The sequence below is a fragment of the uncultured Gordonia sp. genome (assembly GCF_937858515.1).
Taxonomy (GTDB): Bacteria; Actinomycetota; Actinomycetes; order Mycobacteriales; family Mycobacteriaceae; genus Gordonia.
Genome location: NZ_CALLZT010000083.1, coordinates 30,169 through 53,984 on the forward strand (window position 1 = coordinate 30,169; position 23,816 = coordinate 53,984).

Genomic DNA, 23,816 nt, shown 5'->3' on the forward strand with positions numbered 1-23,816 from the left:
TGACCGCGAGATGTCGCCGGTCGCGACCGGTTCCGGGGCGGCCGGCGACATCTTCGCTCGTATTCGGGCGGCGACATGTTCGCCGTATCCGTGGGGAAAAGGATCCACAGGTACGTAGCGAGGAAAGGGACAGATATGAGACGGCAGAATCTCAACGCGGTCGACGCTATCGCCGATCGTGAGGCCGCCGAACGCGGCGACCTGTTGATCGTCGGTGTGCGACCGGCCACCGGCACGAGGGTCCGGACCGACGTGCTCGATTCGATCACGTCGATGATCGGGATGGTTCCCGATGCGGTGCTGCATCTGTCGGTGGGCCGTGCCGCCGACGGCGTCACCGGATCACCCACCACCAGTGTGCGAGTGCACGTCACCGGACCCGCTGGGTCCGGTGAGCTTCTCGACGAACTCGCGACCGTGCTCGATCCGTATGTGGAGACCACGTCCTCCCGGAAAGACGTACCTGCGGTTGCTCGGTTGGCCGAGCACCGGTGGATTCTGCGCCCGGACGTCAGCCGTTTCGGTTTCATCACCGGCGAGAACGGCGGGGCCGGGGAAACCACCATCCGCGCCTACGAGTGGACGGCTGAAAATCCTGTCGCACAAGATGACTACCACCGGCTGTGGCGGGCACTGTCGACCTGGCCGGACGGTCGAGTCGACGTGACGGTGCGTGCGGGTGCACAATCGTCGTTCCGGGTGACGATCACGCTCGTCGGTGCCGCGCAGCCGCCGTTGAGTGTGCGTGCCGCCGCCGAGAACTGGTTTCCCGGATTGCGCGCGGTGCCGGCGACCGGCGAGATCGCCGAACTGCGTTGCGTAGCAGCGGACACCCAACTGGCATTGCTCCTCCCGCTGCCCGTCAGCGACGTCGTGCCCGTTGGCTTCCTGTCGGGATCGCCCGCGCCGCTTCCGGTTTCGATGACGTCCGAGGCGTTCGGGACGTACGCCGACGAATCGGATACGGTGAGAATCGGTTTCGCCCGTACCGACGCCCACGAGACGATCGATGCCGCATTGGAGGACGAGGAACTGCGCCGGCATGTGCATGTCGTGGGAGCCACGGGAACCGGTAAGAGCACTCTGCTGGCCGACATGGTGCACCAGATCGCACACAGCGGTCACGGCGCGCTGGTCCTTGATCCGCACGGCACGCTCGTCGACCGGATCATCGAAGAGTTGCCCGAGTGCGCGGCGGACCGTGTCCAGGTGGTCCGCGCCGACGACCTCGAGCATGTCGTTCCGCTCAATCCTCTTGCCGGTGGCGATGAAACGCAGCTCGACACCGCGATCGCCGACATGTGCGAGATGTTCTACGAACTGTACGACCCCAAACGCACCGGCATTGTCGGACCCCGATTCGAGGAGCGTCTGGGATATGCGCTGCGTGGTCTGGCGCTGCTGCGCGGAAACCGGGCCAGCCTGCTGGATGTCCCGATCATCCTGGACCACAAGGGTATGCGCAGGGCGCTGTTCAAGAAGCTGACCGACCCGCGGGTCAAGCAGTGGTGGTACAACGACGACCGGCACACGAAGTCGAACGAGTACGCCGATCTGGTGTCCTGGACGACGTGCAAGTTCGAACGGTTCTCGGCCAGCCCGGCATTGCGGGCGATCCTCGGGTCCGGTGCCGACGCCTACGACCCCGTCGGGGCGATGGACGACGGCCGGATCATCCTGGTGGACTTGGCGAAAGGCCAGATCGGTTCGACCGGTGCCCGGATGCTGGGATACCTGCTGCTCAACAGATTCTGGGTGGCAGCGATGAACCGCAACACCGATCGCCGATTCCACGTCATCGTCGACGAAGCCCACGCGGTGATGGCCGGATCACTGGTCAACATGCTTTCGGAGGGAAGGAAGTTCGGTCTGTCGGTGACAGTCGCACACCAGTATCTCGACCAGCTCGCCCCCGACATCCGCAACGGTCTATCGGGAAACGTCGGCACCACCGTGATGTTCCGCGTCGGCGGTCGGCACGCCGACGAACAGGCCGCCGTCATGGGAAGGCAGATCGATACCACCACGCTGGCGAACCTGCCGACCTTCAACGCCATGGTGGTGCGGACCGCCTCGGAGTCGGTGAGCTCGTGCCCACACACCGTCATAGTGGGTGGACAGACCCACCCGTGCCGGCATGCGGATGCCGATACCGTCGTGCGCGCAAGCCGGGGTCGTGTCGCGGAATTCAACGGACGGATCAAGCAGTTCGATCCTGACGTCGAGTACCCGGAGGACGGTTCCCGGCCGCGGCCCGTCCCAGGCAAGAAGGAGGAACCGTCATTCCTCGATGAGTGGCTGGAAAAGCGCAGGCAGACAGCCAAATCTGATGAAGCTGCCGGGAGCGGGGACGCCGGATCGGCCGGTCGTCAATAGCCCCAGTTCAGGGGGCATACCGATTCATCGTTTACGACGAACTTCTCAGTTGGGAGCCGCTATCGCGGACCTGATTCGGTATATTGATGAGCTTGCGGACCGTGGGGAAACGGCTATTCCTATGTCAGCAGAGGGCGTCAGGAGAGGTCCGGAAATGATACTCGACTCCGATCTGGACGGCGCCTGCACGCGCGTTGCCGGTGCCCAGAATGAAAGGACGAAAACATGTATGTGACACAGGATCCACTCGTACGGCATCCCGACGGAGTCAGCATCGGTGAGCACAGGGCCGCCGGGCGACGCCGGCTGCTGGCGGCTCCGCTGTGGATATCTTTGCAGCTGATGATGATTGCTGTCATTGTGATGGGCCTGCTGGTGCAGGGCGAGTACGTCATGATGCGACTGGTTATCGACGAACTCCTCCCCGGCGCCACAGCCGATCAGCGGACAGCGGTCGGCATCGTCGTCACCCTCGCCTATCTGATTGTCTGGGCCTCTGTGGGCTTCTGCGTGGCTCGGGCAAGTGCAGTCATCCACGAAGTGGGCGTACCGGGTGGGAAAGTCCCGCGGATGGCCGCAATACGGCAGTTCGGAGTCGTTGGTGCGATCGCGGTGATCTTCGGGCTTGCGGTGATGGCCGGAGCAGCATACAGCAGAGCCGATGCGCTCGCCACAACTGCGGGACGCGACGCGCGCAGTGCCGAGATTCTGTCGAATAGTGAGGCCGACGAGGCCGTGCTTGATGCGGTGGCAAAGGAGGCGTACGACAATGTTTTCGGCCGCGACCTGCTGTGGACGCTGCTCACGCTCGGTGTGTTGGCAATCGCTGCGCTGGTGGCCGGCCTGGCGGTGCACTCGCTTGCCAAGTCGGCGGGTGTCGGCATCGCCGAGGCCCGGATCGGACGGGCGCGTCGGCAGGCCGACCGCGCCAGGGCCGATATGGTCAAGGCTCAAGCGGAAGTCGAAGCACTCCAAGCCGCGAAACAGGCCCGGGCCGAAGGCGCTCGCAAGGCTGAGGCGGCATTGACGGAGCGCTACCACAATCACGGGCCGGCGCACGCGCGTGTGTACCTCGTGGCGCGCAAGGGCAATCCGGAGTTCACCGACTATCTGATCCCGGCCCCCGGACCGGAAAGCTGATCGCGCGGCAGTAAGGAGAAGATCATGCATTTACCTTTTGGACGGCCGAGCCTGCGGCCGTCGAAACCCAACAGCGACGGCGACGATGACCGTCCGATCCGTTGGTCGGAGGCATCTCGGGAGCACGAGCGCAGGGTCCGCCGAGACGGCAGACTCGACGGTAAGAGTGGTCTATTTCCAGATGCCGCGACCGGACACACTCCCGCGACCGAGCAGATCCAGGCCAAGTATCGCAACTCCAGTGCCAACAACGAGAAGATCCTCGCAGCGGACTTGTTGGAGATCGACGTCAACGATCAGGCCCTGGCCGCTGAGCAGCGTCGAGTGCAGACGGACCTGGATGGCTTCGAGATCCCCGAACAAGTGGCTCGCAACCGCGACGAGGAAGATGTCGCGGCCCGCAGGGGGAGGCGTAAGGCCAACGCGGTTCGGGCGGCGAAGGTCAGCGAGCAGGCGGCCCTTCGCGCGCGGCTTGGCGAGATCAAGAAGGAACGGGCCGCACTGGCCGAGCGTCGTGCGAACGCCATCAGCGATGCCCTGCAGCACCGTGAGGCCGCGCGACAGTTGTGGGCGCAGCTCGTAGCCCTCTACTGGACGCGCTATCTGCGCTTTCATCCCGACTCCGACGAGGTGCGCCAGGCGTATTCGGTCCCGGAACTGACGCTGGCCGCCGGCGCCCCACAGGTTACTGACCACGTTCCTGGTTCTACTGCGAAAGGACTTTGACGATGCGCTGGTTCAGCCGTAAGCCAAAACCGATCACCCCGACGACCACCGATCCGTGGACGACCGGTTTCACCCGGCGCGACTTTGGTCCCGAAGCCATCGATGCCCCTATGGCGCAGCCACTTCCACAGGAAGTGATGGGCGAGTCCGGGCAATTGCATCGGCTGATCGAAGGGCAGATCGAGCGGATGCTGCCCGGTCTGGAAGACAATCACGGCCATGTCCTCGACGAATGGTTGGCCACCCAACTGGCCTCGGCGGTGAATGCTCTCCACGAGCAAGTAGCGCGCCAGGACGCCATCGCGGACGGGCTGATCAGGTCCGCCCAGGATCGGGCAGAGCGTGCCCGCGACCGTCATAGGCAGCACGCCGAGCGGATGCATAGACTTACCGCACAATTGGCTGAACTGCGCCACGATCTGGCACCCCAACGGACTACGGCGCCGGATGCCCTGGTGCCCGGCGAGACTACGTCCGCTGCGCGCGACACACCAGCCCAGAGTCCGGCCGAACTACCCCACAAGGAGTTGCAGTGAATTACTCTCGTCCGGCCCGTATGTCAGCCGCGGCTCTGATCATGGGATCAGCGATATTGGCGTCTGGCTGCATAGTGGGGCCTGGCGATGATGATGGCGAACTGGTCACAGTGCCCTGCGCCATCGCCGCAGACGCGACTACGAGCGACGACTTTCTCACCCCGAAGACCACGGCGCTGGTGCACGGATTCCTCAGCGAGGTAGCCTGTTCGAAGGTATCTGTGCGGCCGATCAGTATGAACTCGATCGGCGAGGACTGCACCGTTCCCGATGTCGCGGTCGACCTACGGGCCTCCGATGACAATGCCGTGGCCCGCAAGGCAGAGATCCAGTCCCGGATCGTTCCTTTGGTTACCAAGAACATCGCCAAGGTCACCGAGTGTGTCCAGCAGGAGGGGCGTGGCCGGGGGACCGATGTCGTCGGAGTCTTCAACGCGATCGCTTCACTCGTCAACGGCAGTACCGTGCATGTCCTGGTGGTGTCGGACATGGTCCAGAACGTCGGTGTCGATCTGCAACACCGCGACCTGGCCGCCAAGGATGTTGCGACAGCTGCTACTCGTGAACTTGCCGCGGCGCTTCCCTCGATGAACGGGTGGAAGACGAGGGTCGGTGGCCTCGGGACCGGAACCACTGATATGTCACCGGCACATTCCGCTGCGTTGCACCAGGTTTGGCGAGATGCGCTGACCCAGAAGGGTGCTGCGGTGGAGTCGGTCGGTGTGTAGTCAGCTGCGATAGCGAGGCGGGTGGACCTCGCGCGGGGGACATACATGGCATGCGGCGGCAGCCCAGGTCAGCGGCGAGGTAGCCGGACCTGGGTTGTCGCGCCATACTGCCAGCTTGCGGCGCTGCCATTGTGCCAGCGCCTGCACAGGGTCGGCCGCTTCATGTGTCTCGTCGACGGCGAGCGCGAGTTCCGTTGTGGGGCCGGGTATCGCGGTGTGTGACGCATACTTCTCGAAAGCCGAGTCGGACGGCAGCGTCCACCGGGTGGTGGTGACAAGTTCGGCTCCGGAATTGAACATTGCCATCACGAGACCGAATGTTTCCGAACTCCGGTAGTCGACACCACCCTCGCAGGCGATAATCGCCACCCGCGGTGGCATCGGCCAGATGACATGCCCCGGACCGGATTCCGGTGCCTCACCGACTTCATCGAAGGCGGTGCCGAGCATCAGGTCCAGAGCTGAAAGCGGGCGGTGCGCCTGATTGACGGTATCGGTGTAGCCGGGTTCGTTCGCGTCGTCGGACAGGTGCAACGACGCCGATCCGGGCTCATCCAGCGTCGACGACACATGGCCGAAGTAGACCAACCGCCCCGGATCGTCGCGGAGGTCGTCGCTGAGGTCCCAGCGGTCCACGACCTTTCCGACTCCCGAAAACGAGGTTCTCGGCCGACTTCGGATGCGTTCGACGAATGCCTCGGCGTTGGTGGGCAGACCGTACGGATTTATCCGTCCGAGGACCTGGCCGAGTCCGGAAGAGGTCGGAAGTTTCGGATCGATCATATACACGGTGGGGCGCGCAGCGCGAGAACTGTTCCAGCGCGCAGGAATACGTGCCCTGCCGACGTGTATGGTCGCCGGTGGCTCATAACAGACATCCACGACCTCGATCAGTCGTCGCGGGTCATCGATCACCGCCAGCTCGAACGGCATACGCGCAAGCATCCGGCTGGGCGTGATCCGGACGGTCACCCGGCCCCGGGCGGCCCGTTCGACGATCTCTCGCCGGACATCTTGCGGGAACACCATATCCGCGAGCCGAGCGTTCAGGGAGAACTCACTCAGCGGACGAACCAGTGCCCCGGTCAGCGCTGACCGCACCGGGTCTGCGTCATCACCGGTTGTTGTGATCAGCGCACTGTCTAGCGTGACGAGTCCGCGGTCACGCGTCGCCGACGAAATACGATGCACCGTTGGTGAATCAGGGCGATCGAGCCACCGGAACGACACGTAGGTGTCACCTGAATCGAAGGCCCGTAACAGCAGGGTGCTGTCGTCCGGTGATTCGGCCACTACCTATTCCCCACAGCAAGGAGTTCGGTCAGCGTCGGACCTTGTGGGCCGTCCGTGGCCGGTGGTCCATCGAGACTCGCGACAAACGAACCAACCGCATCTACATAACGGGCGACGGACTCCGTGTCGGGGGTGTTCCTCGTTCGTCGCGCGAGTTGCCGGGTCAACCCTTGGACGGTGGCGACAACCTCGTCCCGTTCATGACCGATTCTGTTCGCGTTCTGCTGAATCCGGGTCAGAACCGATTCAGCGGTGGTTGCGCCGGCTCCGGCGAGGATGGCGCCCGCTTCCCGATGCAACGACCACGCGTAGCGGCAGTGACGATCGATGCGGGTCATCGCGATGCCCAGTGGATCCAGCCGAATCGACTCCAGTGGTGTGTCCGCCGAGATCAAGGCGAATCGCAACCCAGATGGATCGCTTGTACCGGGGTATAATTCGGCGCTGATCTGACCGCCGGACGCTGAACATGGTGCCACCGCCAGAATTTCGCCTGTCGACGAGTCAGCGGCGACCGCCATCGTTTCTTGTATCTCTTGGGATTCGGGAATCACCTCGTCCCGCAATCGGGCCCGCACCGAGATCGAGCCGTCGGTCGTGGTGATCTCGAGATCGGGAGCGTCAGGTCCGGTGAATCGCAGCGCCCGCGCCGGAAATGGCCGAAGATCGTTGAGCTGACCGGTCACTGTAGAGAAATCACCGAGCGAGGTAGCCAACTCGTCCTGGCCTATTAATCGGCTCAAACCAGTCTGCCACCCGATGTCGTCGGCGAGCAGATGGGTCCGCAGGATGCCGGCGAGGCGATCTCGGGAAGGCGTATCAAGGGCGTCAGGCGGACACGAGTCGATAATGCTGGACAGCATGCGCACCGTTGCCGGGCTGTGGTCGCCGTTGTCGATCTCGTCAACAAGCCGTTCGGCAGCCGTTGCCCCCAGCACGTAATAGCGCAGAGCCGGTTCGAAGGAACCGAGCTTCCTGTGCGCGAAAGCTTGGTCGAGCAGTAGCGCCGCCTCATCGAGATCACCCAGATGTATCCGGTCGACGGCGCGTACCGTCGCGAGGCGGGCGAATGACTCGGCGAGGGTTGGGCCGTCGATCCGGGCACCGTCCGGTGCCGCGGACAGACGCTGCGTGAAGTCGACCTCTGTGAACAGCGCACGGGTTGACCGCACAATCGTCGAATCCACGATCACGTCGATGACGACGTCGGGGAATGCCGCGTCGATGACGACTCCGACGCCGCCGATCTCGATGTGTACCGGTTCGAGCACGATTGCCGTATCGGCGTGCCATGACACGAGTGTTGAGCTGTCACGGGTGACGATGCCGCTCAGACTGCCGGTCATCAGAGGTCTCCCCGCTGTGTGGTGGTGCCGTCCCGAAGCTCGCGTATTGCCCGGTTGACCGCACCTTCGATAAGGGCCGCAACATATCCGGCGGCTCCCGCAGCGGTACTGAACCGGCATTCCGCGGCGATGTCAGGAGACCAGAGCGATTGTATCTCCCGCCGGAACAATCGGGGACCCGACGCCGACGTCGTTCTGCCGAGCAGGAAGTCGATTGCCAACGAGGCCTCCCAGCACAATTCACCGCTGCTCGACAAGCGTGCGGCAGGATCGGTTCGAACGAAGTCTGCTGCGATGCTCATCATATCGGTGGGCTCTGCCTGCGCGGGCGGTGCAACCGCAACGGCGTTGTCACGAGTTCCTGAGTCGTCAGGGTCGTCACGTTGTGTCAGGGGTGTTTCGTGTTCGAGTTGCTTGCTGTGACGTATGTACTTGTCCTTGCGGGCATCCTCGATTCTGCTCCGGAACATCCACTCGGTGCCGGCCAGAGTCATGCCTTTCGACAGCCGATTCACATAGGTGGTGAGTACCCGCTCGTATGCCTCGCCGGCCAGCGGACTGTTTCGTTCCCGCTCAACCACCTGCTTGTCGATGATCGCGTCGAGGAACTCCTTGGCCAGTCGCCGCAGCTCGGCAAGTTCGTTTTCGGACAGCTCGTCAGCCGGTTCGACACCGTAATCACGGACGAGGCTGCTGAACCGCTCGGACAGGGTAGCTTTCTCATCATCGGCCAGTTCGCGGGGAATACCGTTACCCGTCAACCGAATCCGGCGAAGATGATGGAGGTACGCCTGAAGCGAGGTGCGGGTGTCCTGTCTGTGCCGGCGTGTCTGGTCGCGGACGAAGTCCCCGGCCGAGTTCTGCGTGGCGATCACACCGTCGACAACCATCAGCTCGCGCACGGCTCCGGGGGCCTTGCGCGCGCCCTCCCGGACGGCCAGCAGAACATCTTTCGGCCAGCCGACAGGATTCAGGACCATCAGGGTGTCGCACCATCCGACGCTGTACCGGCTCAACGGCTCGACCAGATCGGCGCACGCGGCCAGCCCCGCGGTGAGCGTAGCTCGATCGGCGACAGGAAGGCGTTGTTTACGCATGAAGACGGTCAGACTGGGATAGTAGGCGGGACCGAACCAATCACACGCACCGAGCTTGCCCGCCCAGCCATGCAATTCGTCGGGCAGCTTTCCCGCAGTCGGCCTCGGCATCGTCATCTGGCCGCGCCACTGCTTGAGCAGTTCGTTGCGGCCGATACCTTCCGGACCGACGATGAACCGGTCGATCGACGGCGGTGGTTCGGGTGCGGGTATCACCGGTGGTTCAAGACGTTCCACGGGGCGCTCCTGTCGGTGTCGGATGCGAATTCTAGACGGTTACGTGTCGCATGTGTTGATATACAACCGTTTCCCCACATCACAGGAGGTGACGGCAGTCATCGCCGTCGCATTCTCGACATTGCCCACAGGGAGAAGAACAGGACTATCAGGTAGGTCAGCATGAGCATGATAGCCGAATCGGTGTGCAGGTTCTCGCAGTTCGCAACGGGGGCAACGAAGTCCATAAGGGCTGCCAGTCCGAGAGCGGTGCCGATCACGGCCATGCCGATGACAGGCCGAATTCCTACGAGCAGCCCACACACGATCGCGGCACCTATCGCGACGAACATACTCACCTGGTAGTCACCGAGCGCGGTCCACGGTTGAGGCCGGCTCCAGAACTGGATGGCCTCGATGATCCCGACCCAACTCAGCGGGAGATAGCGAAAGTCCGACACGCTCCAGCGGAAGGCCAAGGTCTTGGCGGTGACCACCAACCACGTGAGTGCGAATGCCCCCGTCAGCGAGTACTGCTGCCCACTGCCGAATCCATCGCCACAACCGGAGCCGTTCAGTCCCAGCAGCGCTGGGAGCAGCGCGATCAGCCCGATACCGCTGTAGCACCATCCTGCGACGTCTGCGATCGGCCCGCCCATGCGGTAGGCAACTGCGGTGACGACAGCCAGGAACCCACCCATCGACGCGGCCATTTGCCAACCATCACCGGCGAGCATGCCCAGAGCGATAGAGGCGAGCAGACCTTCGAGGATGATCAGCGACGGGTTTTCCTTCGGGTCCGAACTCACACATACCTCGCGGGGAGGCCCATTGATCCGATCATCCGCGACATGTATCACCTCCGGTGCGTAGTCGTCGCCGCCGCCAACGATGTTCATCAGAAGTAACTAATCGGCATGCCCCCAAAAGTAGGGTATTGACATTGAGCCGAATCGAAGGCTGAGGTCGAGAACGGCGTGTCTGTATGGCGGCGAAGGTGATTCATCCCTTTGGGCGACACGCGATGGCGACTCGGATCCGTAGGATGCGTTAGCGACAACTCCTTGTCGTGGCGTACTCACGGTGCATGAATTGGGTCATTCCGCGACCCGGACAGCAGGGTCGGCAGTTCGGAAATCAGAGAGGCTACCGAGTTGATTCACGATGACGGCTACGGGGATGTGCCCGTGACCGGTGCGCGTCCGCCGGGAACGCCCCCAGACCCGGCACAGCAAAGCGCTGAGCGATTCCGGCAGTCGCCGCCCCCGCCGCAATCGCCTCCGCCGTACGTGGAGGCGTCGGCAGGCCGTCGTAACCCGCCGCCGATGGGCACTGGCGGTCCGCCGCCGGCACCGGGGCCGTCGTTCCCGGTACCTCCCGCGGGTCATGGGCATCCGCAGCCGGGTTACCAGGTCGGCGCCAACCACAGTGCGGCTTATGGTCCGGGCACGTCGCCCGAGTCCCGGGAACCTCAACCCGGTGCTCCGGCAGCCGAACTCATGGCTATCGGGGAGCGACTCGATAGCATCGACGGCTCGGTGCGAGGCTTTCATGTGCGCGCCGAACAGTACGAGACGATCATCCGCAAGATGCAGTCAAAAATCGAGGACCTGCAAAGTGATCAGGTCAGGACTCTTCTCAAGCCGGTGATCAGTCGTCTGGCGAACCTGTACACCGAGGCTATGACGGCTGCCGAGCGCGCGGCTGGGCGTGGAGATACCCAGGCCCAGAAAGATTTCGGCTATTTCGCGGATGAGATCGAGGAGGGCCTGGAACTTCTCGACATCGAGTCGCTCGGTACCCGGGTGGGCGACGACTTCAACGCGAAGATTCAAGCGGCGAGCGGTACGGTCACTACCGATGATCCCAATCTTGATCGCAAAGTTGCGCAGGTAATCCGCCAGGGTTTCAGCTATACCGGAGCTGATCGGGCGCTGTTGCTGTCCAAGGTAAGGGTCTACCGCTACTCGGGCCGAGTCACTGAGTCCGCCGTACCGAGTGCGACACCGCTGACCGACGACCATGTCAATTCTGAAGGAGAAGGACACTGATGGGCGAAGTATTCGGTATTGACCTGGGCACCACATACTCTGCGGTGGCCAAGATCGACGAACTCGACCAGGCCGTCGTCGTCAAGAACGCCAATGGGCAGGACACCACGCCTTCGGTGGTCTTCTTCGAAGAGGGCGGTAACGTCATCGTCGGTGCCGAGGCGAAATCTGAGCTGATCGCGGCCCCCGATGACGGTGTGGCACTGATCAAACGCGAGATGGGCAACGAGCACAGCCTCGATTTCTTCGGCACGACCTACACCCCGGAATCGCTGTCCGCGGTTATTCTCAAGGAACTGGTGCAGGCGGCGAACACCGAGGGAGACACCGATATTCGCAATGCCGTGATCACCGTTCCTGCCTATTTTGGTGTGCGGGAAAAGGAAGCAACCAAGCAGGCGGGGGAGATCGCCGGCCTGAAAGTAGTTGGCATCCTTGCCGAACCGATAGCGGCGGCACTGTCGGTGGGCGTACGTGGCGAACGCAAGGAGACCTTGCTGGTGTACGACCTCGGCGGCGGCACCTTCGACACGACGGTGATGATCGTTGAGCCCGGAAACGTCGAGGTGGTGGCGGTTGACGGAAACCGTGTCCTCGGCGGAGCCGACTGGGACACCGCGCTGGCGCAGCTCGTCGTGGACAGGTTCATCCAGCAGGCCGGGATCTCCGATGACCCATCTGACGATCCCGAGTTCATGATCGAACTCTTGCAGGCAGTGGAAGAAAAAAAGATTCTTCTGACGAAGAAATCGGAAACAACCGTACGGTGTCGGTTTCAGGACTATGACGAGAAGATAGCTGTTACTCGCGCGGATTTTGAAGCCGTCACCAAGCATCTCATCGATCAGACCGTGGATATCGCGGAGCGGACGATTACCACCGCCAAAGGAATCAGACCGGGACTGGAGATCGACAAGCTGATTCTTGTGGGTGGGTCATCACGGATGCCGATGGTCGATGGGGCTCTGCGTGCCAAGGGGTGGGATCCGAAGCCGACAGAGTTTGATCTAGCTGTGGCCAAGGGCGCGGCGATCTATGGTGAAGCACTGCTGAGCGGAGCCGTGCCCTTCCCGGGGCCGGATGGTGGCAACGGTGACGGTGGCACGGCCGAGGCGGTGCCTGCGAATACGACACCGAGGCCATTCCTTCCTTCGGGGACGCTGAGTATCCAGAACGTGCTGTCCCGTGGTCTCGGAGTCAAATTTGTCAAGAACGATAGCGCGCACACCCCGTACATCGGGTTCTTGGTCCATGCGAACGACAGCCTGCCCGTCGTTGACTTCACCCTAGAGGCCGGCACGGTGGTCGACGGTCAGAGCGTCGTGGCCGTTGAGCTCTATGAGCAGGGCGGTGAGGTCGAATCAGAAGAACCGGTCAACAACGCATTCCTGAAGAAGAGCGAAATCACAGGTCTTCCGTCGCTGCCAAAGGGCTCACCGATCCACCTCCTGCTGAACGTCAGCAATGAGGGCCTTGTTCGGCTGTCCGCGCGCGAACCCCAGTCGGGCCAGTACCTGGAACTCGAGGCGACGGTCTCCCTGCTCGACCCGAAAGAGGTTAACGAGGCGAAGGAACTCGTGTCCGGTCTGATGACACGATCATGACCTTCGACAAGAACTCTTACATCGCCGATGTCCTGAAGAAGCGGGTGCCGGCGCAGAAATCGGAACTCCTGACCGCGATCCGGAAACTCCGGGAGACCGGTGACGTCATTGCGGTCGGCGCGGTCGATGTGGCCGGCCTGCTCGCCGTGACCACCGACGTTGCGGACATCCCGGCGCACCTGTCGCAGCTGAAGCAGAGCGTGCTGAACAAGCGGCGGAAGAACGATGGCAATGCTGAACTGGTGGCAATGCTCCTTGAAGCGTTGGAAGAGAAGGGGTTTGACCTAGCTGATCCTTCCTGGTGGAACACGCTGCGGTCTGCCAAAGCAGAGGCGTTCAAAGGTCGGATCACCGAGTTCGCCAAGGCCGTGGCCTTGGAATGTCAGGCACTGAAGGTCGTCACCGAGGAGCACATCAAGGAGAGGGCGCAATCGCTTCCTGGTGTTGATGTGAACGATCTCCGAAAGGCTGTGGAGAAGAACGGGATCGCGGTGCGCGCCGCGATCGAGCCGCCCACGGTGCCGACGCCAAGGGTGTTCCAGGATGCCTTGAAGCATGTCGACTTCCGGAGCGTTGTCGACGTGCTCCTCCTCGCCGAGAAACCCGCCTCGGACATCAAGGTCATCGATGAACTGAGTTACAGCGGTGGTCGGTCGATCGGCGCCGCGCAGGTCGCCGACGCACAGAGGAAGGCCACTTCGGCTGCCGACTCGAATGCGATGCAAGCGGCCCAGAAGGTGCTGACGCTGGTCAAGAACGATTACGCGTCTCCGCGCGACCTGCATCAGGTGTTGTTCGCAAGCGTGATCAGTCAGGCGAACGTGTTGCTGGCACAGAAGCTGCCCGCTGCGGTGGCGGCCGAGCGGCTGGCGAGCACAGGTCTCGACCCTATCGACGCGGCCCGCATTATCGCTCATCTCGTAGAATCGGGTTCGTCCGTACGCGGACTCGGCGAGATCACGAATATGCTGGCATCGGGCAACCTCGCGGAGGCCCGGCGTCTGTTGGATGCGATCAACACAGATCAGTACGATCCGGCGGAGTTGGCGAGCGTCACCAAGTCGGTTGACGACGCGGAGGCCAAGAAGGAGCGCCTGGTCGGCGAGTACCAGGCTGCGGCCGCGCGGCGCGACTACTCAGCGGCCGAGACGGCGCTGGTGCAGGCAGCCCGCATTGACACGGACGATCAGCGCCTGACGGTATGGCTCAAACAGCTTCCGCCACCTGCGCCTGGTGCGTTGAGCGCGGAGGTCACCTCCTCCGGAAGTGTCAGACTCACCTGGCAGTTCAGTGGTGGCGAGGACTGTCGGTTCGCCGTCGTCCGGGCGGACAGTCACGCGCCCGTAAATCCGCATGACGGGACGATGCTGGGCACCGTTGAACCCCGGAGCTTCGACGACACGAAAGTGCCCGTCGGGCGCAGGGCGCACTATTCTGTGTTCGCAGTGCGGGACGGTGTGGCGTCGGCGCCGGTGTCGGCCGAGGTCGTCGTGGTACCCGCACCCAGCGAGGTTTCCGCAGTGGCGGGCCTTACCGAGGCGACGGTCAGTTGGCGTCTTCCCGCCGAAGCGGTCGGGGTGCGCTGCACTATGATTGACGGCTCCGGGAACAGCCGCGGACTCGATTGCGGTGGAGCATCTCAGGTCACCGTCAACCGGCTGGTGACGGGACAACGCTATCGGTTCACCGTCGAGGCGATGTACGTGCTCGCCGACGGCGGCCGGGTGTACTCGGCACCGGTCACCGCGTCCGTGACCCCCCGCGGATCCATCGCGCCGGTGGAACGGATGACCCTCGCTGAAGGAAGACTGTCCAACGGTCGCAACGGGATTACCGCCTCGTGGCCTACGATCGGCGGATTCCCGGTGGAGTTGTGGTCCGTACCGATCGACGAGAAGCTTCCCGCGGTCGGATCGGAGGTGGCGGTCGATGACTTCGATGACGTCGGCGGCCGCAAACTCCAGGGCGTCGCACGGGAATCGGTCGGCACGTCGATCCTCGAGTTCGCCGCACTTTCCGATATCCGCTGGATTGTGCCGCTCACCGTAGACGGCGAGCGCGCCGTGGTCGGAGCACCCCAGGTCACCGGATCAGCCCAGGCACCGACCGATGCTCGTGCCGACCGGTTCGGCGATGAGCTGGTGGTGTCCTGGAAACTGCCGCATGGTGACTACGCCGCCTCAGTCACGTGGACAGCGGGCGGTGTCCCACAGCACGTGGTGGTGACCAGAGCCGACTATCGTCGCGACGGCGGATTCCGCATTCCCTCCGCAAGCATCGTGCGCGACCTGGCTGTGGCAACCGTCGCTTTCGGCAACGGCAAGGAATGGCGTTCGGCCGCTGCGCCGATCACCTTCGACATCCCGAAGCCGGTGATCGATTATCAGCTGGTGATCCCGCCCAGTCGATTTGGCAAACGAAAGCCGGCCCGGCTGACAGTGCGCGCGACGGCTGGTGTCGGCCCGATCTCGCTGATTGTCGTGATCCGTACCGGGTCGATCATGCCGACCCGAGTGGAACACGACGACATCCAGTTCCCGGTGGTGGTGGACTTTTCCGGTGCTCCGACGGCGGAGAAGGAGTTCGACATACCGAAACTACCCAGCCCATTCTGGGTCAGGCTCTTTCCCGCCGCAGGATCCGACTTCATCCTGCGTGATCCTCCGACAGATTCGCTGAAAGGCTGACGATGGCACTGTTCAACAGCACCGCTCCGTGCCCATACTGCTACGAGAAGATCAATCCAAATGCTCTTGCTGTTCGATGTTCTGGTCGGCCATCTCCGGGCAAGACGGCATGCGCGGAAGTACCGGACAAGCGCCGAAACGCGTGCTTTGGGGATGCCACGCCGGTCCGGCCAGTTATCGTCGATGTCAACGGCAAGGAGAAACTCAGCCGTAACGAGGCAACCTGTGGGAACTGCGGATCGGTCAGTGCCATCAGAGTGTGCCCGGCGTGTCATTCACGACTGCCCCGGAACTTTGATTCCGATTCTCCGCTCTTCGGCCTGGTTGGTGTCCGTAACTCTGGAAAGACCGTGACCTTGGCGGTGTTGCAGCGTGAGCTCTATACGACCATCGCGCGTAGGTTCAATGCGTCGATCGATTCCCCTGGTGGGAAGTCAGGCCTGTCGGCCGACCTGGAGAATCTGCTCAAGACAATGGAGGATACCGCGGGTGTCTTGCCCCCTCAGACCGCGGCCAACGCTTCCGGAGTCAGCATTCCTGCAGTATTCGAATGGCGCTACTCGAAGAAGGGTCTGGCCAACAGATCACGCGATGTCTCAACAATCTTCTCGTTCTATGACACAGCCGGCGAAGACCTGGCGACCCAGGATCGCGCACTCGGACAACACTACCTTGATGCCACGAACGGGGTCATCCTCCTTCTGGACCCGTTCGGATTTCCCGGCAACCACGATAAAGCGATTGCACGAGGCGTGGATCCGGCGAGTCTGGAAACCACGCCGGAGACAGTGCTCCGTTCGATCATCACTGTCCTGCAGAATGCCGAACGCACCAAAAGGAACAAGAAGATCAAGCAGCCAGTGGCGGTCGTCGTCTCGAAGATCGACGCGTTCTTCGATGATGTGCCGCCGGATCATCCGATGCGTCGTCCGGCCCAGCGATTACCCTACTTCGATGACACCGAATCTCGCAGCATCCACGACCATGTCGCGGCGATGGTTGACAGCTGGGGCGGTGATCCACTGCTGCGGCTCCTTGACACCAACTTTGAAAAATATCGGCTGTTCGGTGCATCTGCGCTCGGCGCGGAGCCCGAATACGGCACCAAGCGTGTCAACAGCCGTGGCTTGCTGCCGCATCGGGTTGCCGATCCCTTGCTGTGGTTGATGGCGGACAGAGGATTTCTGCCGAAGGAGAGCTAGACGATGTTCGACGTAGCAATCTTTACCGATAGCACCCCCGAGGAATCATTGCATGGTCAGGGCGGATTCCAGTTTCAGAGCGCATCACCAGGTATTACCCCAACCCACGAACACGCCATCATGGCCGCGGGTCTGATTCATGTGGTCGATCCCACCTGGGTGCGCCAACCGGACCCACTGACGCACCCCCCCTCGTGCCACTACCGCGTCATCGGGGATGCCTCTTACCTCTCTCGTGGACAGTCCACCGGGGACACCTACACCGGTCGACCAGGAAACCAGCTGACGCAGACTCTGGTGAGCTCGGACGGTGTCGACTTCGTTCCTTATCGTCCGGCCCAGGTGTTCGGTGCCGCACGGTGGACGATTCAGAAGGCGGGCAGCAAGCTCCTGGACGCCTGGGCGACTCCGCTTGAGATTGATGGTGAGTTCGAGGTGGCGGAGCTCAAACGGACTCTGCTGACTGACAGCTGGGCGCACCGGTCGTTCGCGGCATATCTGACTATGGTTGAACAGAGTCTGGGTCAACCGGTCAAGAAGCTGGTGATCGTTGGTGACGATCTCGGTACGGTGATGAAATGGATCGCTCTCGGAACGCTGTTTCTGGAACCTGAAGTCGCCAGGTCGGTGACATTCTCGGCACTCGTCAAGGACTGGCTGCCGGCCAACGTGAACATTGTGGCCACCGATCCCGTGTTCGGTACGGCGCCCTCGATTGCGCCGGGCACTCCGTACAATATCTTTGACCTGATCAAGCGAGATCACAGTCCCATTGAAGCCTCATCGTCGGCGGTTCAACAGTCGGAATGGTTTCTCAACCTGGACCCGGACGATGCACTCGCGGCTGTATCGCTCGCTCGATCGTGGGAGCCGGTGGTCGGACCGTCAGCTGCGACCTATGCGTCGCAGATCGTCTACCTGGGAGGCTCGGCCGACAAGGTCGCCGACAGGGACACAGCGCTGGAAGTCCTTGCGCAGGCATCCGCGAGCGACATCAGCGACGACATCGTGATGTACGCGGATGAACTGCTCAGCGCCGCCACCGGTGCTCCGCTCACTGATGGAGGATCGGCCGAGCGGGCCGCCGAAGCCGGCTGGCGGCTACTCGACTCCGAAGCCGCCGACCACGGCGTGCAGTTCCTGGAATGGTCGACCGAGTGCTTCCAGCGTCAACCGCAGCTCGTCGTGCCCTGGTCCCATACGAGCGTTTCGGCAGTGCTGCCCGCCGACCGTACACCTCCCGGTTCTACTGCGCATAGTCGCGTCACGCAGGTCCTTGTTCGTCTATTGTCAATTGCCCCGACGGACGCGCTGGCGGATACCTTCACTATTGCTGGCATTATTGGCGTTCAGGTACCGCCAGGGCAGGTCGCGACGGCCATCAACCGGTTCGCCGACCTGTGCGTACGAAACCCGGACCTTCTCGATCAGTCACGGGACTATGCGTTTGGCCGCGAAATCCGATCGGCAACCTTCGCCGATTTGACCAAGCTGCTGGCGGCCGATAACGCCCAAGCCACTGCGGATGTCATCGAGGGACGCTGGGACTGGGCGGCACCATCAGGTGGTGCTCTCGCATGCTGGCTCGCGGCGGCGGCACTCGGAAGGCGAAGTCCCGACGATCGTCTCTCGTTACTGCATGCTGCTCGTGGCGGTGACTATCCGCCAGAAGCATGGGGTCTGATCCTCTCCGGCGTTGTACTCCCGAAGAACGCTCAACTCGTCGCGGACTGGATCAAGTACAGCGGACAGATCGGGCCGGAGATGGGCCAGTGGCTGTCCGACAATATTGAGGACGGACTGCGGCTGCCGCCGGCGGAAGCAGCGCAGTACCGGCCGATATCAGCGGCACTAGTCACACTCTGTCAGGCGCGTCGACCAATCCTTGATCCCAAAATGGAACAACTCGCGAACGATATCAGTTGGCTGCATACCGCACGTCTGGACGCCTATAAGAGCATTGATAGTCAGAGAAACAGCGCACTGCGGGACTTCGCGAAGTACCTGAATGACCTCGGCCCGTTGTTCATACCGGAGATCGGTGAATTGCTTATTGAGGCATCCGATGCTCAGGGTGTGCGAGATCTGACCAGTTCGGCGGACACCATCGCAGTACCCGCGATGGTGCACCACCTCCGTAGGCTCTTCGAGGGACGAGATTCTGGTCATAGGAGATACGCGTTCACCCAGGCAATGGATCTGTTGGCCGACGGTACGGGCAAGCAGAAGCGTTCCGCCGCAGAATTCCTGACGGGAGTTGCCGACAGTCGAGAAGGTCGATCTACCGTCGATTCGTTCCGCAGGAAGTTGGATCCCAAAATTCTCGAAGAGTGGGACGAGTTCTCCGCCCAGAAGAAGAAGGGCAGAATGACGCGGAATCTTGTCCGCGGCAGTAAACGACTCCTCGGAAAGGAAGACTGACCATGGATGGTGGTGACGGCCTTGGGTTCTTCGCGATGGTGGTCGCAGGGATAGCCGCGGCCATCTTCGCGATATGGGTCGCGGTCGCAGTGCTCATGCGAGTGCTGGCATATTTGGTCCTCTACTGGATCATCGCGTTCGCGGTATCGGTTGTAGTCGGTCTTGTCGCCGGCCTCCTCATTCCCCTCCGCGTGCTAAGTGGAAAGGCATCAGTCAAGCCTGCGATCGCAGACCCGGGTAAAGTCGTCGCCAATAAGGTAATGAAAATTCCTGCCCGTGGAATGCAGAAGCACTTCGGGTGGGATAACGCCTGGCCGGTATACAACCCGTACCAGGCCCGACTCGACGCGCTGGCGGTGACGGCGGAGACACGCCACCTGATCGGCGCGGTGTGGCAGGGGATCAGCCCGCGGCGATTTGTCGAACCAAAATCGGCCTCATCACCGGCAGGGCCTGGAGGCGCTTCGAAGAAGCGCGGTCAGACGATGCTGCGAGTCCTGACCGAGATTCCGGGCCTCCTGTGGCTGACCGTCGCCGGGGTCCCCACAGCTGGCTTCTTCGGTGCGGTGTGGGTATCGATCGGGATCTGGCTGGTCGTGATGCTGCTCGTGGGCGGGATCACCTATCTCGTCCAGGTTGTGTGGGTGACCACCTACAGGTGGATCGAAAAGGGTGAGCGCAAGCGTAGAAAGGCCTCGCTCAAGTGCCCGACATGTTATGAGGTCACCGAGACCCCCAGTTACCGATGCAACGGACCCGGATGTGCGACCATGCATCGCGATATCTCGCCCGGGCCGCTCGGCATGATCCAGCGTCGCTGCAATTGCGGCCAAGCGTTGCCGACGACCGTGGGCCGTGCCGCCAAGACATTGGAGGCATTCTGCCCATACTGCAACAATGCAATGACGGAGGGAGCCGGAACCCGGCGAACCATTCAGATCCCGGTGATCGGCACCTCCAACGCGGGCAAGACACGCATGTTCGTCGCCGGGACTGCGGCGGCAGAGGCCCATCTCGTGGCACATGGCGGAGCGATCGAGCCACTGACCCAACGAGCCACCGAATTCATCGAGGTCGCTCGCGACACAATGAACACGATGCAGAACACGTGGCAGACGCCAAACTCGAACAGACCTGAGGGGCTGCCATTCAAGCTCACGGTTGGTGAGCGGGTCGTCGAATTGCAGATGATGGATGTCTCCGGTGAGGCATTCAAGAGCATGGACAACACGCAGAGCCTTGCATATATGGACAGTTCCGAAGTGCTGGTTCTGGTTATTGATCCACTCGCATTCGGTGCGGTTAATGAGGGAGCTCGGAGAATGCGTATCAATCGTAAGGTCGAAATTACCGATCGAGATCAGGAAGACGCCTACGCCACCGTCGTCGACCGGCTTCGCTCCGAGAATGTCAACTTACGACGCAAATCGTTAGCGGTGGTCTTAACCAAATACGATATGCTCAGCACCCTCCGGGCAGGTTACGGCCTGACGCCCGGTGACTCCACTGGAATACGGCAGTGGCTCAACAATAGCGATGAGGACGGATTCGTCCGCCGCATCGAGGACGACTTCGACAAAGTCGAATACTTCGTGGTCGACTCGATGGGACAGTTGGACGCCGCAAACCCGTGTAGCCCGGTCCGAGTATTGCAGTGGGTCTTGGACGTATCCAACACAAAGATGCCCATAGTTGCTCCGTCCCCGCAGCCGGCAAAGAGGTAGAGACCCATGCTTCACGGTATTCCCCGCATTTACTGGACGTTTCGCTACATCTGGAGTGCCATACACGTTTCGCTCGTTGCGATCTTCGCCATGTGGCTGACCCTGTACTTGGTAAACGATGGTCGTGGTGAGCAACTTTTCGACGACTGGTGGATCTGGGCGCAGGATATTCACTACCAACTCGCCAATCTGATCCCCTTCCCCTGGAGCTGACCCATGCCCGCTATCGGAATCGACCTGGGTACCACCTATTCGTGTGTCTTCGCGGTGCAGCCGAACGGTGACCTGGAGCTTGTCGAGACACCGGAAGGCAACGAGCTAACCCCATCCGTTGTTCACTTCTCAGGTAGTGCCGTATCGGTCGGCGCAGACGCCAAGAAGCAGATGGCCGACGACCCCGATAATGTTGTCGTGGGAATCAAACGCTACATGGGCAAGGACTATCCGCAGGAATATGGCGGAGTGTCCTACACACCCGAGTCCATTTCGGCGATCATCCTGCGGCGACTGGCGGAGGATGCCGCGCAGCAATTGCGGACGGGAACCGACAGCCTCGAACTGGTCATCACCGTGCCCGCCTACTTCGGTGTCGCGGAGAAGGAGGCGACGTTCGCGGCGGCCGAGATTGCCGGCGTGAAATGTCTGGAACTTCTTGCCGAACCGGTGGCAGCCGCGTACGCGTACGGTGCCGCCGACAGTGCGGGATCATCATTGGTTTTCGACCTTGGTGGCGGGACGTTCGATGTCGCGGTAGTGGCTGCGACACCTGGCGGTGCGCCGCGTGTGTGGGCGGTTGACGGCGAGTCGCAGCTCGGCGGCCTCGACTGGGACCGCCGGATGACCGCACTCATGTGGGACAAGATCGAGGCAGTAGTCGATGATATCGATGACTGCCGGTACGACGACGAGTTCGTGGCACTGGTGGAATCGGAGGCCGAACGGGTCAAACGAGAGTTGAGTGTCAAGGAATCCGCCACGGCCCGTTTGAAATTCGGTCCCAAACGATTCAGTATCACGATGACGCGACCCGAGTTCGAGGCCGCATCCCGCGATCTCGTCCTGCAATGTCACGCATCGGTGGAACGAGTGGTCCAGGCCGCGCAGCGGCTTGGCGCACCTACGGTGGCCCGGATTCTTCTGGTCGGTGGATCGACCCGACTTCCGATGATCAGGGAGGAACTGGCGAACATGCTCAACGTTCCCGTCATGATCAACGACCCGGACAAGATCGTCGCCAAAGGTGCGGCAACGCTGGCGGCCAAACTGGTGAGCGCAGGATCGCAACGCCGTCTCCTCGGGGCCGGTGAACGCATCACCTCCGTTTTGCCCCGGTCAATTGGCGTACTCATCTACTCGAGCCGCACCCCGTGGCGTGAGGAGCCTTACGTGCAGCATGTACTCCGGGCCAACACCCCGCTTCCGATCGTCGACGCCAAGTTCACCGTGTCCGCGATCTTCGACGGCCAGGAGAAGGCCCGCATTCAGCTGTACGAGCAGGCCGGTGCGGTCGAGAGCGACAATGCGGCCGACAATCGAATGGTCTTCGACTGCGAAGTGTCGGGTATGCGAAAAGTCAAAGCCGGATCGGAAATCTATCTGCTGGTATCGGTCGCCGCGGACGGACGGATATCGGTGAAGGCATCGGACTTCAAGAACCACGAGCTGGAAATGCAGGCATTCATCGAGGGCACACTCGACAACGCGGAAGTGCAGCAGCAGCGTAACGCCGTCGCCGGCCTGGCATTGAGGAGTTGACCGTCATGGCCACCTGGACCAAGAAGCGATTCGAATCTCAGCCGGTAACCGAGACACCACCCGGAACGAACCTCGAACGGTTGCAGGCGAGCTTGAGCGGGTCGGTTGTCCTTGCCCTGGACGTCAGCGGCTCGATGTCGGGGAGCAGATTGTCGGAGGCGAAGGAAGGTTGCCGCAGGTTCTTCGACGAAGCAATCGAAGACGGCTATTCGGTCGGGGCCCTGCTGTGGACGACGCAAGTCGAGGGCCGCGCCGCCATCAGTCGTGACGGTCAGGACGCTCGCCGACTCATCGCGGATTCGTGCGCGGGCGGAGGGAACGGAGTGGTTCCCGCGCTACGCGAAGCGCGAGACATGCTTATGGCGCAGAACGCCGGCGACCGGGTGATCGCGATATTCGGTGACGGTGACCTCGGCGATCCGGCAGCCGCGATACGCGTTGCCGCCGAGCTGCGAGCGGAAGACATTCGCATCATCACCTGTGGTCTGGGCCTTGGCAGCGCGGAGATGCTGGCGGTGATCTCCTCAGAAGCGAACGCGGCCGACGCACCCCGGACCGCGGAACAGGGCAGGATCGCCGACGCGATCGCCGACATGTCCTCCGGCCTCAAACGAGTGACACGATAGTTGACGGATGCATAACAATAGGAGGTATCTCAGATGAAATGTAAGAATCCTATCGGCATGAGGAAAGGGCAGGTCGATTGAGTATCGCAGCTGGATTCACTCACCTGTAGGAACTGGCTCTACAACGGCCTGGACCGACTATCGGGGACCTGCCACGTGCAATTGAGCGCGTGGATTTTCCGGGTCGCTATGGCTACGGCGGCAGCGGAAGTCGTCAGCTGACGGAACCGCGCTCTGACCTAGATCCGCGAGTAGTGGTGGCGTATCGGGTTTGGCTCCGAATTTGAC

At 62.1% G+C, this 23,816-nt stretch carries 18 protein-coding genes; 14 read left to right on the plus strand and 4 right to left on the minus strand.

Features of this window, described 5'->3' with window-relative positions; all coding sequences use genetic code 11:
- The first annotated feature begins 135 nt into the window (after window positions 1–135).
- The 5 genes from Q0627_RS07260 to Q0627_RS07280 all read left to right on the plus strand — a co-directional run bounded on the left by Q0627_RS07260 (window position 136) and on the right by Q0627_RS07280 (window position 5,506).
- The gene (locus tag Q0627_RS07260; protein WP_291013649.1) at window positions 136–2,376 is read left to right on the plus strand and encodes a type IV secretory system conjugative DNA transfer family protein; all 2,241 of its coding nucleotides are present in this window, start codon (window positions 136–138) and stop codon (window positions 2,374–2,376) included.
- Window positions 2,377–2,718: 342 nt separating this feature from the next.
- Window positions 2,719–3,516 (plus strand): hypothetical protein, encoded by a 798-nt coding sequence (locus Q0627_RS07265; RefSeq protein WP_291013647.1) that lies wholly within the window; start codon window positions 2,719–2,721, stop codon window positions 3,514–3,516.
- A gap of 24 nt (window positions 3,517–3,540) precedes the next feature.
- On the plus strand, window positions 3,541–4,242 hold the full coding sequence (locus Q0627_RS07270) for a hypothetical protein (RefSeq protein WP_291013645.1): 702 nt from the start codon (window positions 3,541–3,543) through the stop codon (window positions 4,240–4,242).
- A 2-nt stretch (window positions 4,243–4,244) separates the two neighbouring features.
- Window positions 4,245–4,778: a hypothetical protein gene (locus tag Q0627_RS07275; RefSeq protein ID WP_291013643.1), complete on the plus strand. Its 534-nt coding sequence runs from the start codon at window positions 4,245–4,247 to the stop codon at window positions 4,776–4,778.
- A 221-nt stretch (window positions 4,779–4,999) separates the two neighbouring features.
- Window positions 5,000–5,506: a hypothetical protein gene (locus tag Q0627_RS07280; protein WP_291013641.1), complete on the plus strand. Its 507-nt coding sequence runs from the start codon at window positions 5,000–5,002 to the stop codon at window positions 5,504–5,506.
- Here Q0627_RS07280 and Q0627_RS07285 read toward each other — a convergent pair whose 3' ends face one another.
- The 4 genes from Q0627_RS07285 to Q0627_RS07300 all read right to left on the minus strand — a co-directional run bounded on the left by Q0627_RS07285 (window position 5,507) and on the right by Q0627_RS07300 (window position 10,357).
- On the minus strand, window positions 5,507–6,799 hold the full coding sequence (locus Q0627_RS07285) for a CHAT domain-containing protein (protein ID WP_291013639.1): 1,293 nt from the start codon (window positions 6,797–6,799) through the stop codon (window positions 5,507–5,509).
- A complete protein-coding gene (locus Q0627_RS07290) occupies window positions 6,799–8,145 on the minus strand; it encodes a hypothetical protein (protein WP_291013637.1) in 1,347 nt (448 codons plus the stop codon). The genes Q0627_RS07285 and Q0627_RS07290 overlap by 1 nt, the downstream gene beginning before the upstream one ends.
- Window positions 8,145–9,479 (minus strand): hypothetical protein, encoded by a 1,335-nt coding sequence (locus tag Q0627_RS07295; RefSeq protein ID WP_291013636.1) that lies wholly within the window; start codon window positions 9,477–9,479, stop codon window positions 8,145–8,147. Before Q0627_RS07295 ends, Q0627_RS07290 begins: the two co-directional genes overlap by 1 nt.
- Before the next feature lie 98 nt (window positions 9,480–9,577).
- The gene (locus Q0627_RS07300; protein ID WP_291013633.1) at window positions 9,578–10,357 is read right to left on the minus strand and encodes a hypothetical protein; all 780 of its coding nucleotides are present in this window, start codon (window positions 10,355–10,357) and stop codon (window positions 9,578–9,580) included.
- Between the two features lie 600 nt (window positions 10,358–10,957).
- On the opposite strand from Q0627_RS07300, the gene grpE reads away from it, so the two are divergent.
- Genes grpE through Q0627_RS07345 form a run of 9 tightly spaced genes read left to right on the plus strand, consistent with a single transcriptional unit; the run spans window position 10,958 to window position 23,528 of the window.
- Window positions 10,958–11,509: a nucleotide exchange factor GrpE gene (gene grpE / locus Q0627_RS07305; protein WP_291013630.1), complete on the plus strand. Its 552-nt coding sequence runs from the start codon at window positions 10,958–10,960 to the stop codon at window positions 11,507–11,509.
- On the plus strand, window positions 11,509–13,113 hold the full coding sequence (locus Q0627_RS07310) for an Hsp70 family protein (protein WP_291013627.1): 1,605 nt from the start codon (window positions 11,509–11,511) through the stop codon (window positions 13,111–13,113). Before grpE ends, Q0627_RS07310 begins: the two co-directional genes overlap by 1 nt.
- On the plus strand, window positions 13,110–15,800 hold the full coding sequence (locus Q0627_RS07315; protein WP_291013624.1) for a hypothetical protein: 2,691 nt from the start codon (window positions 13,110–13,112) through the stop codon (window positions 15,798–15,800). Before Q0627_RS07310 ends, Q0627_RS07315 begins: the two co-directional genes overlap by 4 nt.
- 2 nt (window positions 15,801–15,802) lie before the next feature.
- Window positions 15,803–17,002, plus strand: coding sequence for a hypothetical protein (locus tag Q0627_RS07320; RefSeq protein WP_291013621.1), 1,200 nt, complete (start codon window positions 15,803–15,805; stop codon window positions 17,000–17,002).
- Between the two features lie 3 nt (window positions 17,003–17,005).
- Window positions 17,006–19,423, plus strand: a complete 2,418-nt coding sequence (locus Q0627_RS07325) for a hypothetical protein (RefSeq protein WP_291013619.1) — start codon at window positions 17,006–17,008, stop codon at window positions 19,421–19,423.
- Window positions 19,424–19,425: 2 nt separating this feature from the next.
- Window positions 19,426–21,147, plus strand: coding sequence for a TRAFAC clade GTPase domain-containing protein (locus Q0627_RS07330; protein ID WP_291013616.1), 1,722 nt, complete (start codon window positions 19,426–19,428; stop codon window positions 21,145–21,147).
- Between the two features lie 6 nt (window positions 21,148–21,153).
- Complete coding sequence (locus Q0627_RS07335; RefSeq protein WP_291013613.1) at window positions 21,154–21,360, plus strand: hypothetical protein; 207 nt, start codon at window positions 21,154–21,156, stop codon at window positions 21,358–21,360.
- 3 nt (window positions 21,361–21,363) lie between these two features.
- A complete protein-coding gene (locus Q0627_RS07340; RefSeq protein WP_291013610.1) occupies window positions 21,364–22,902 on the plus strand; it encodes an Hsp70 family protein in 1,539 nt (512 codons plus the stop codon).
- Between the two features lie 5 nt (window positions 22,903–22,907).
- Window positions 22,908–23,528 carry a vWA domain-containing protein gene (locus Q0627_RS07345; protein ID WP_291013607.1) on the plus strand — a complete coding sequence of 207 codons (621 nt, stop codon included), beginning with the start codon at window positions 22,908–22,910 and terminating at the stop codon, window positions 23,526–23,528.
- The last annotated feature ends 288 nt before the right edge of the window (window positions 23,529–23,816 follow it).

Bases quoted from the DNA above. Each gene is read 5' to 3' on its own strand.
- Q0627_RS07260 (WP_291013649.1), top strand. From the start codon at position 136: ATGAGACGGCAGAATCTCAACGCGGTCGACGCTATCGCCGATCGTGAG.
- Q0627_RS07265 (WP_291013647.1), top strand. From the start codon at position 2,719: ATGATGATTGCTGTCATTGTGATGGGCCTGCTGGTGCAGGGCGAGTAC.
- Q0627_RS07270 (WP_291013645.1), top strand. From the start codon at position 3,541: ATGCATTTACCTTTTGGACGGCCGAGCCTGCGGCCGTCGAAACCCAAC.
- Q0627_RS07275 (WP_291013643.1), top strand. From the start codon at position 4,245: ATGCGCTGGTTCAGCCGTAAGCCAAAACCGATCACCCCGACGACCACC.
- Q0627_RS07290 (WP_291013637.1), bottom strand. From the start codon at position 8,145: ATGACCGGCAGTCTGAGCGGCATCGTCACCCGTGACAGCTCAACACTC.
- Q0627_RS07300 (WP_291013633.1), bottom strand. From the start codon at position 10,357: ATGAACATCGTTGGCGGCGGCGACGACTACGCACCGGAGGTGATACAT.
- grpE (WP_291013630.1), top strand. From the start codon at position 10,958: ATGGCTATCGGGGAGCGACTCGATAGCATCGACGGCTCGGTGCGAGGC.
- Q0627_RS07310 (WP_291013627.1), top strand. From the start codon at position 11,509: ATGGGCGAAGTATTCGGTATTGACCTGGGCACCACATACTCTGCGGTG.
- Q0627_RS07315 (WP_291013624.1), top strand. From the start codon at position 13,110: ATGACCTTCGACAAGAACTCTTACATCGCCGATGTCCTGAAGAAGCGG.
- Q0627_RS07320 (WP_291013621.1), top strand. From the start codon at position 15,803: ATGGCACTGTTCAACAGCACCGCTCCGTGCCCATACTGCTACGAGAAG.
- Q0627_RS07325 (WP_291013619.1), top strand. From the start codon at position 17,006: ATGTTCGACGTAGCAATCTTTACCGATAGCACCCCCGAGGAATCATTG.
- Q0627_RS07330 (WP_291013616.1), top strand. From the start codon at position 19,426: ATGGATGGTGGTGACGGCCTTGGGTTCTTCGCGATGGTGGTCGCAGGG.
- Q0627_RS07335 (WP_291013613.1), top strand. From the start codon at position 21,154: ATGCTTCACGGTATTCCCCGCATTTACTGGACGTTTCGCTACATCTGG.
- Q0627_RS07340 (WP_291013610.1), top strand. From the start codon at position 21,364: ATGCCCGCTATCGGAATCGACCTGGGTACCACCTATTCGTGTGTCTTC.
- Q0627_RS07345 (WP_291013607.1), top strand. From the start codon at position 22,908: ATGGCCACCTGGACCAAGAAGCGATTCGAATCTCAGCCGGTAACCGAG.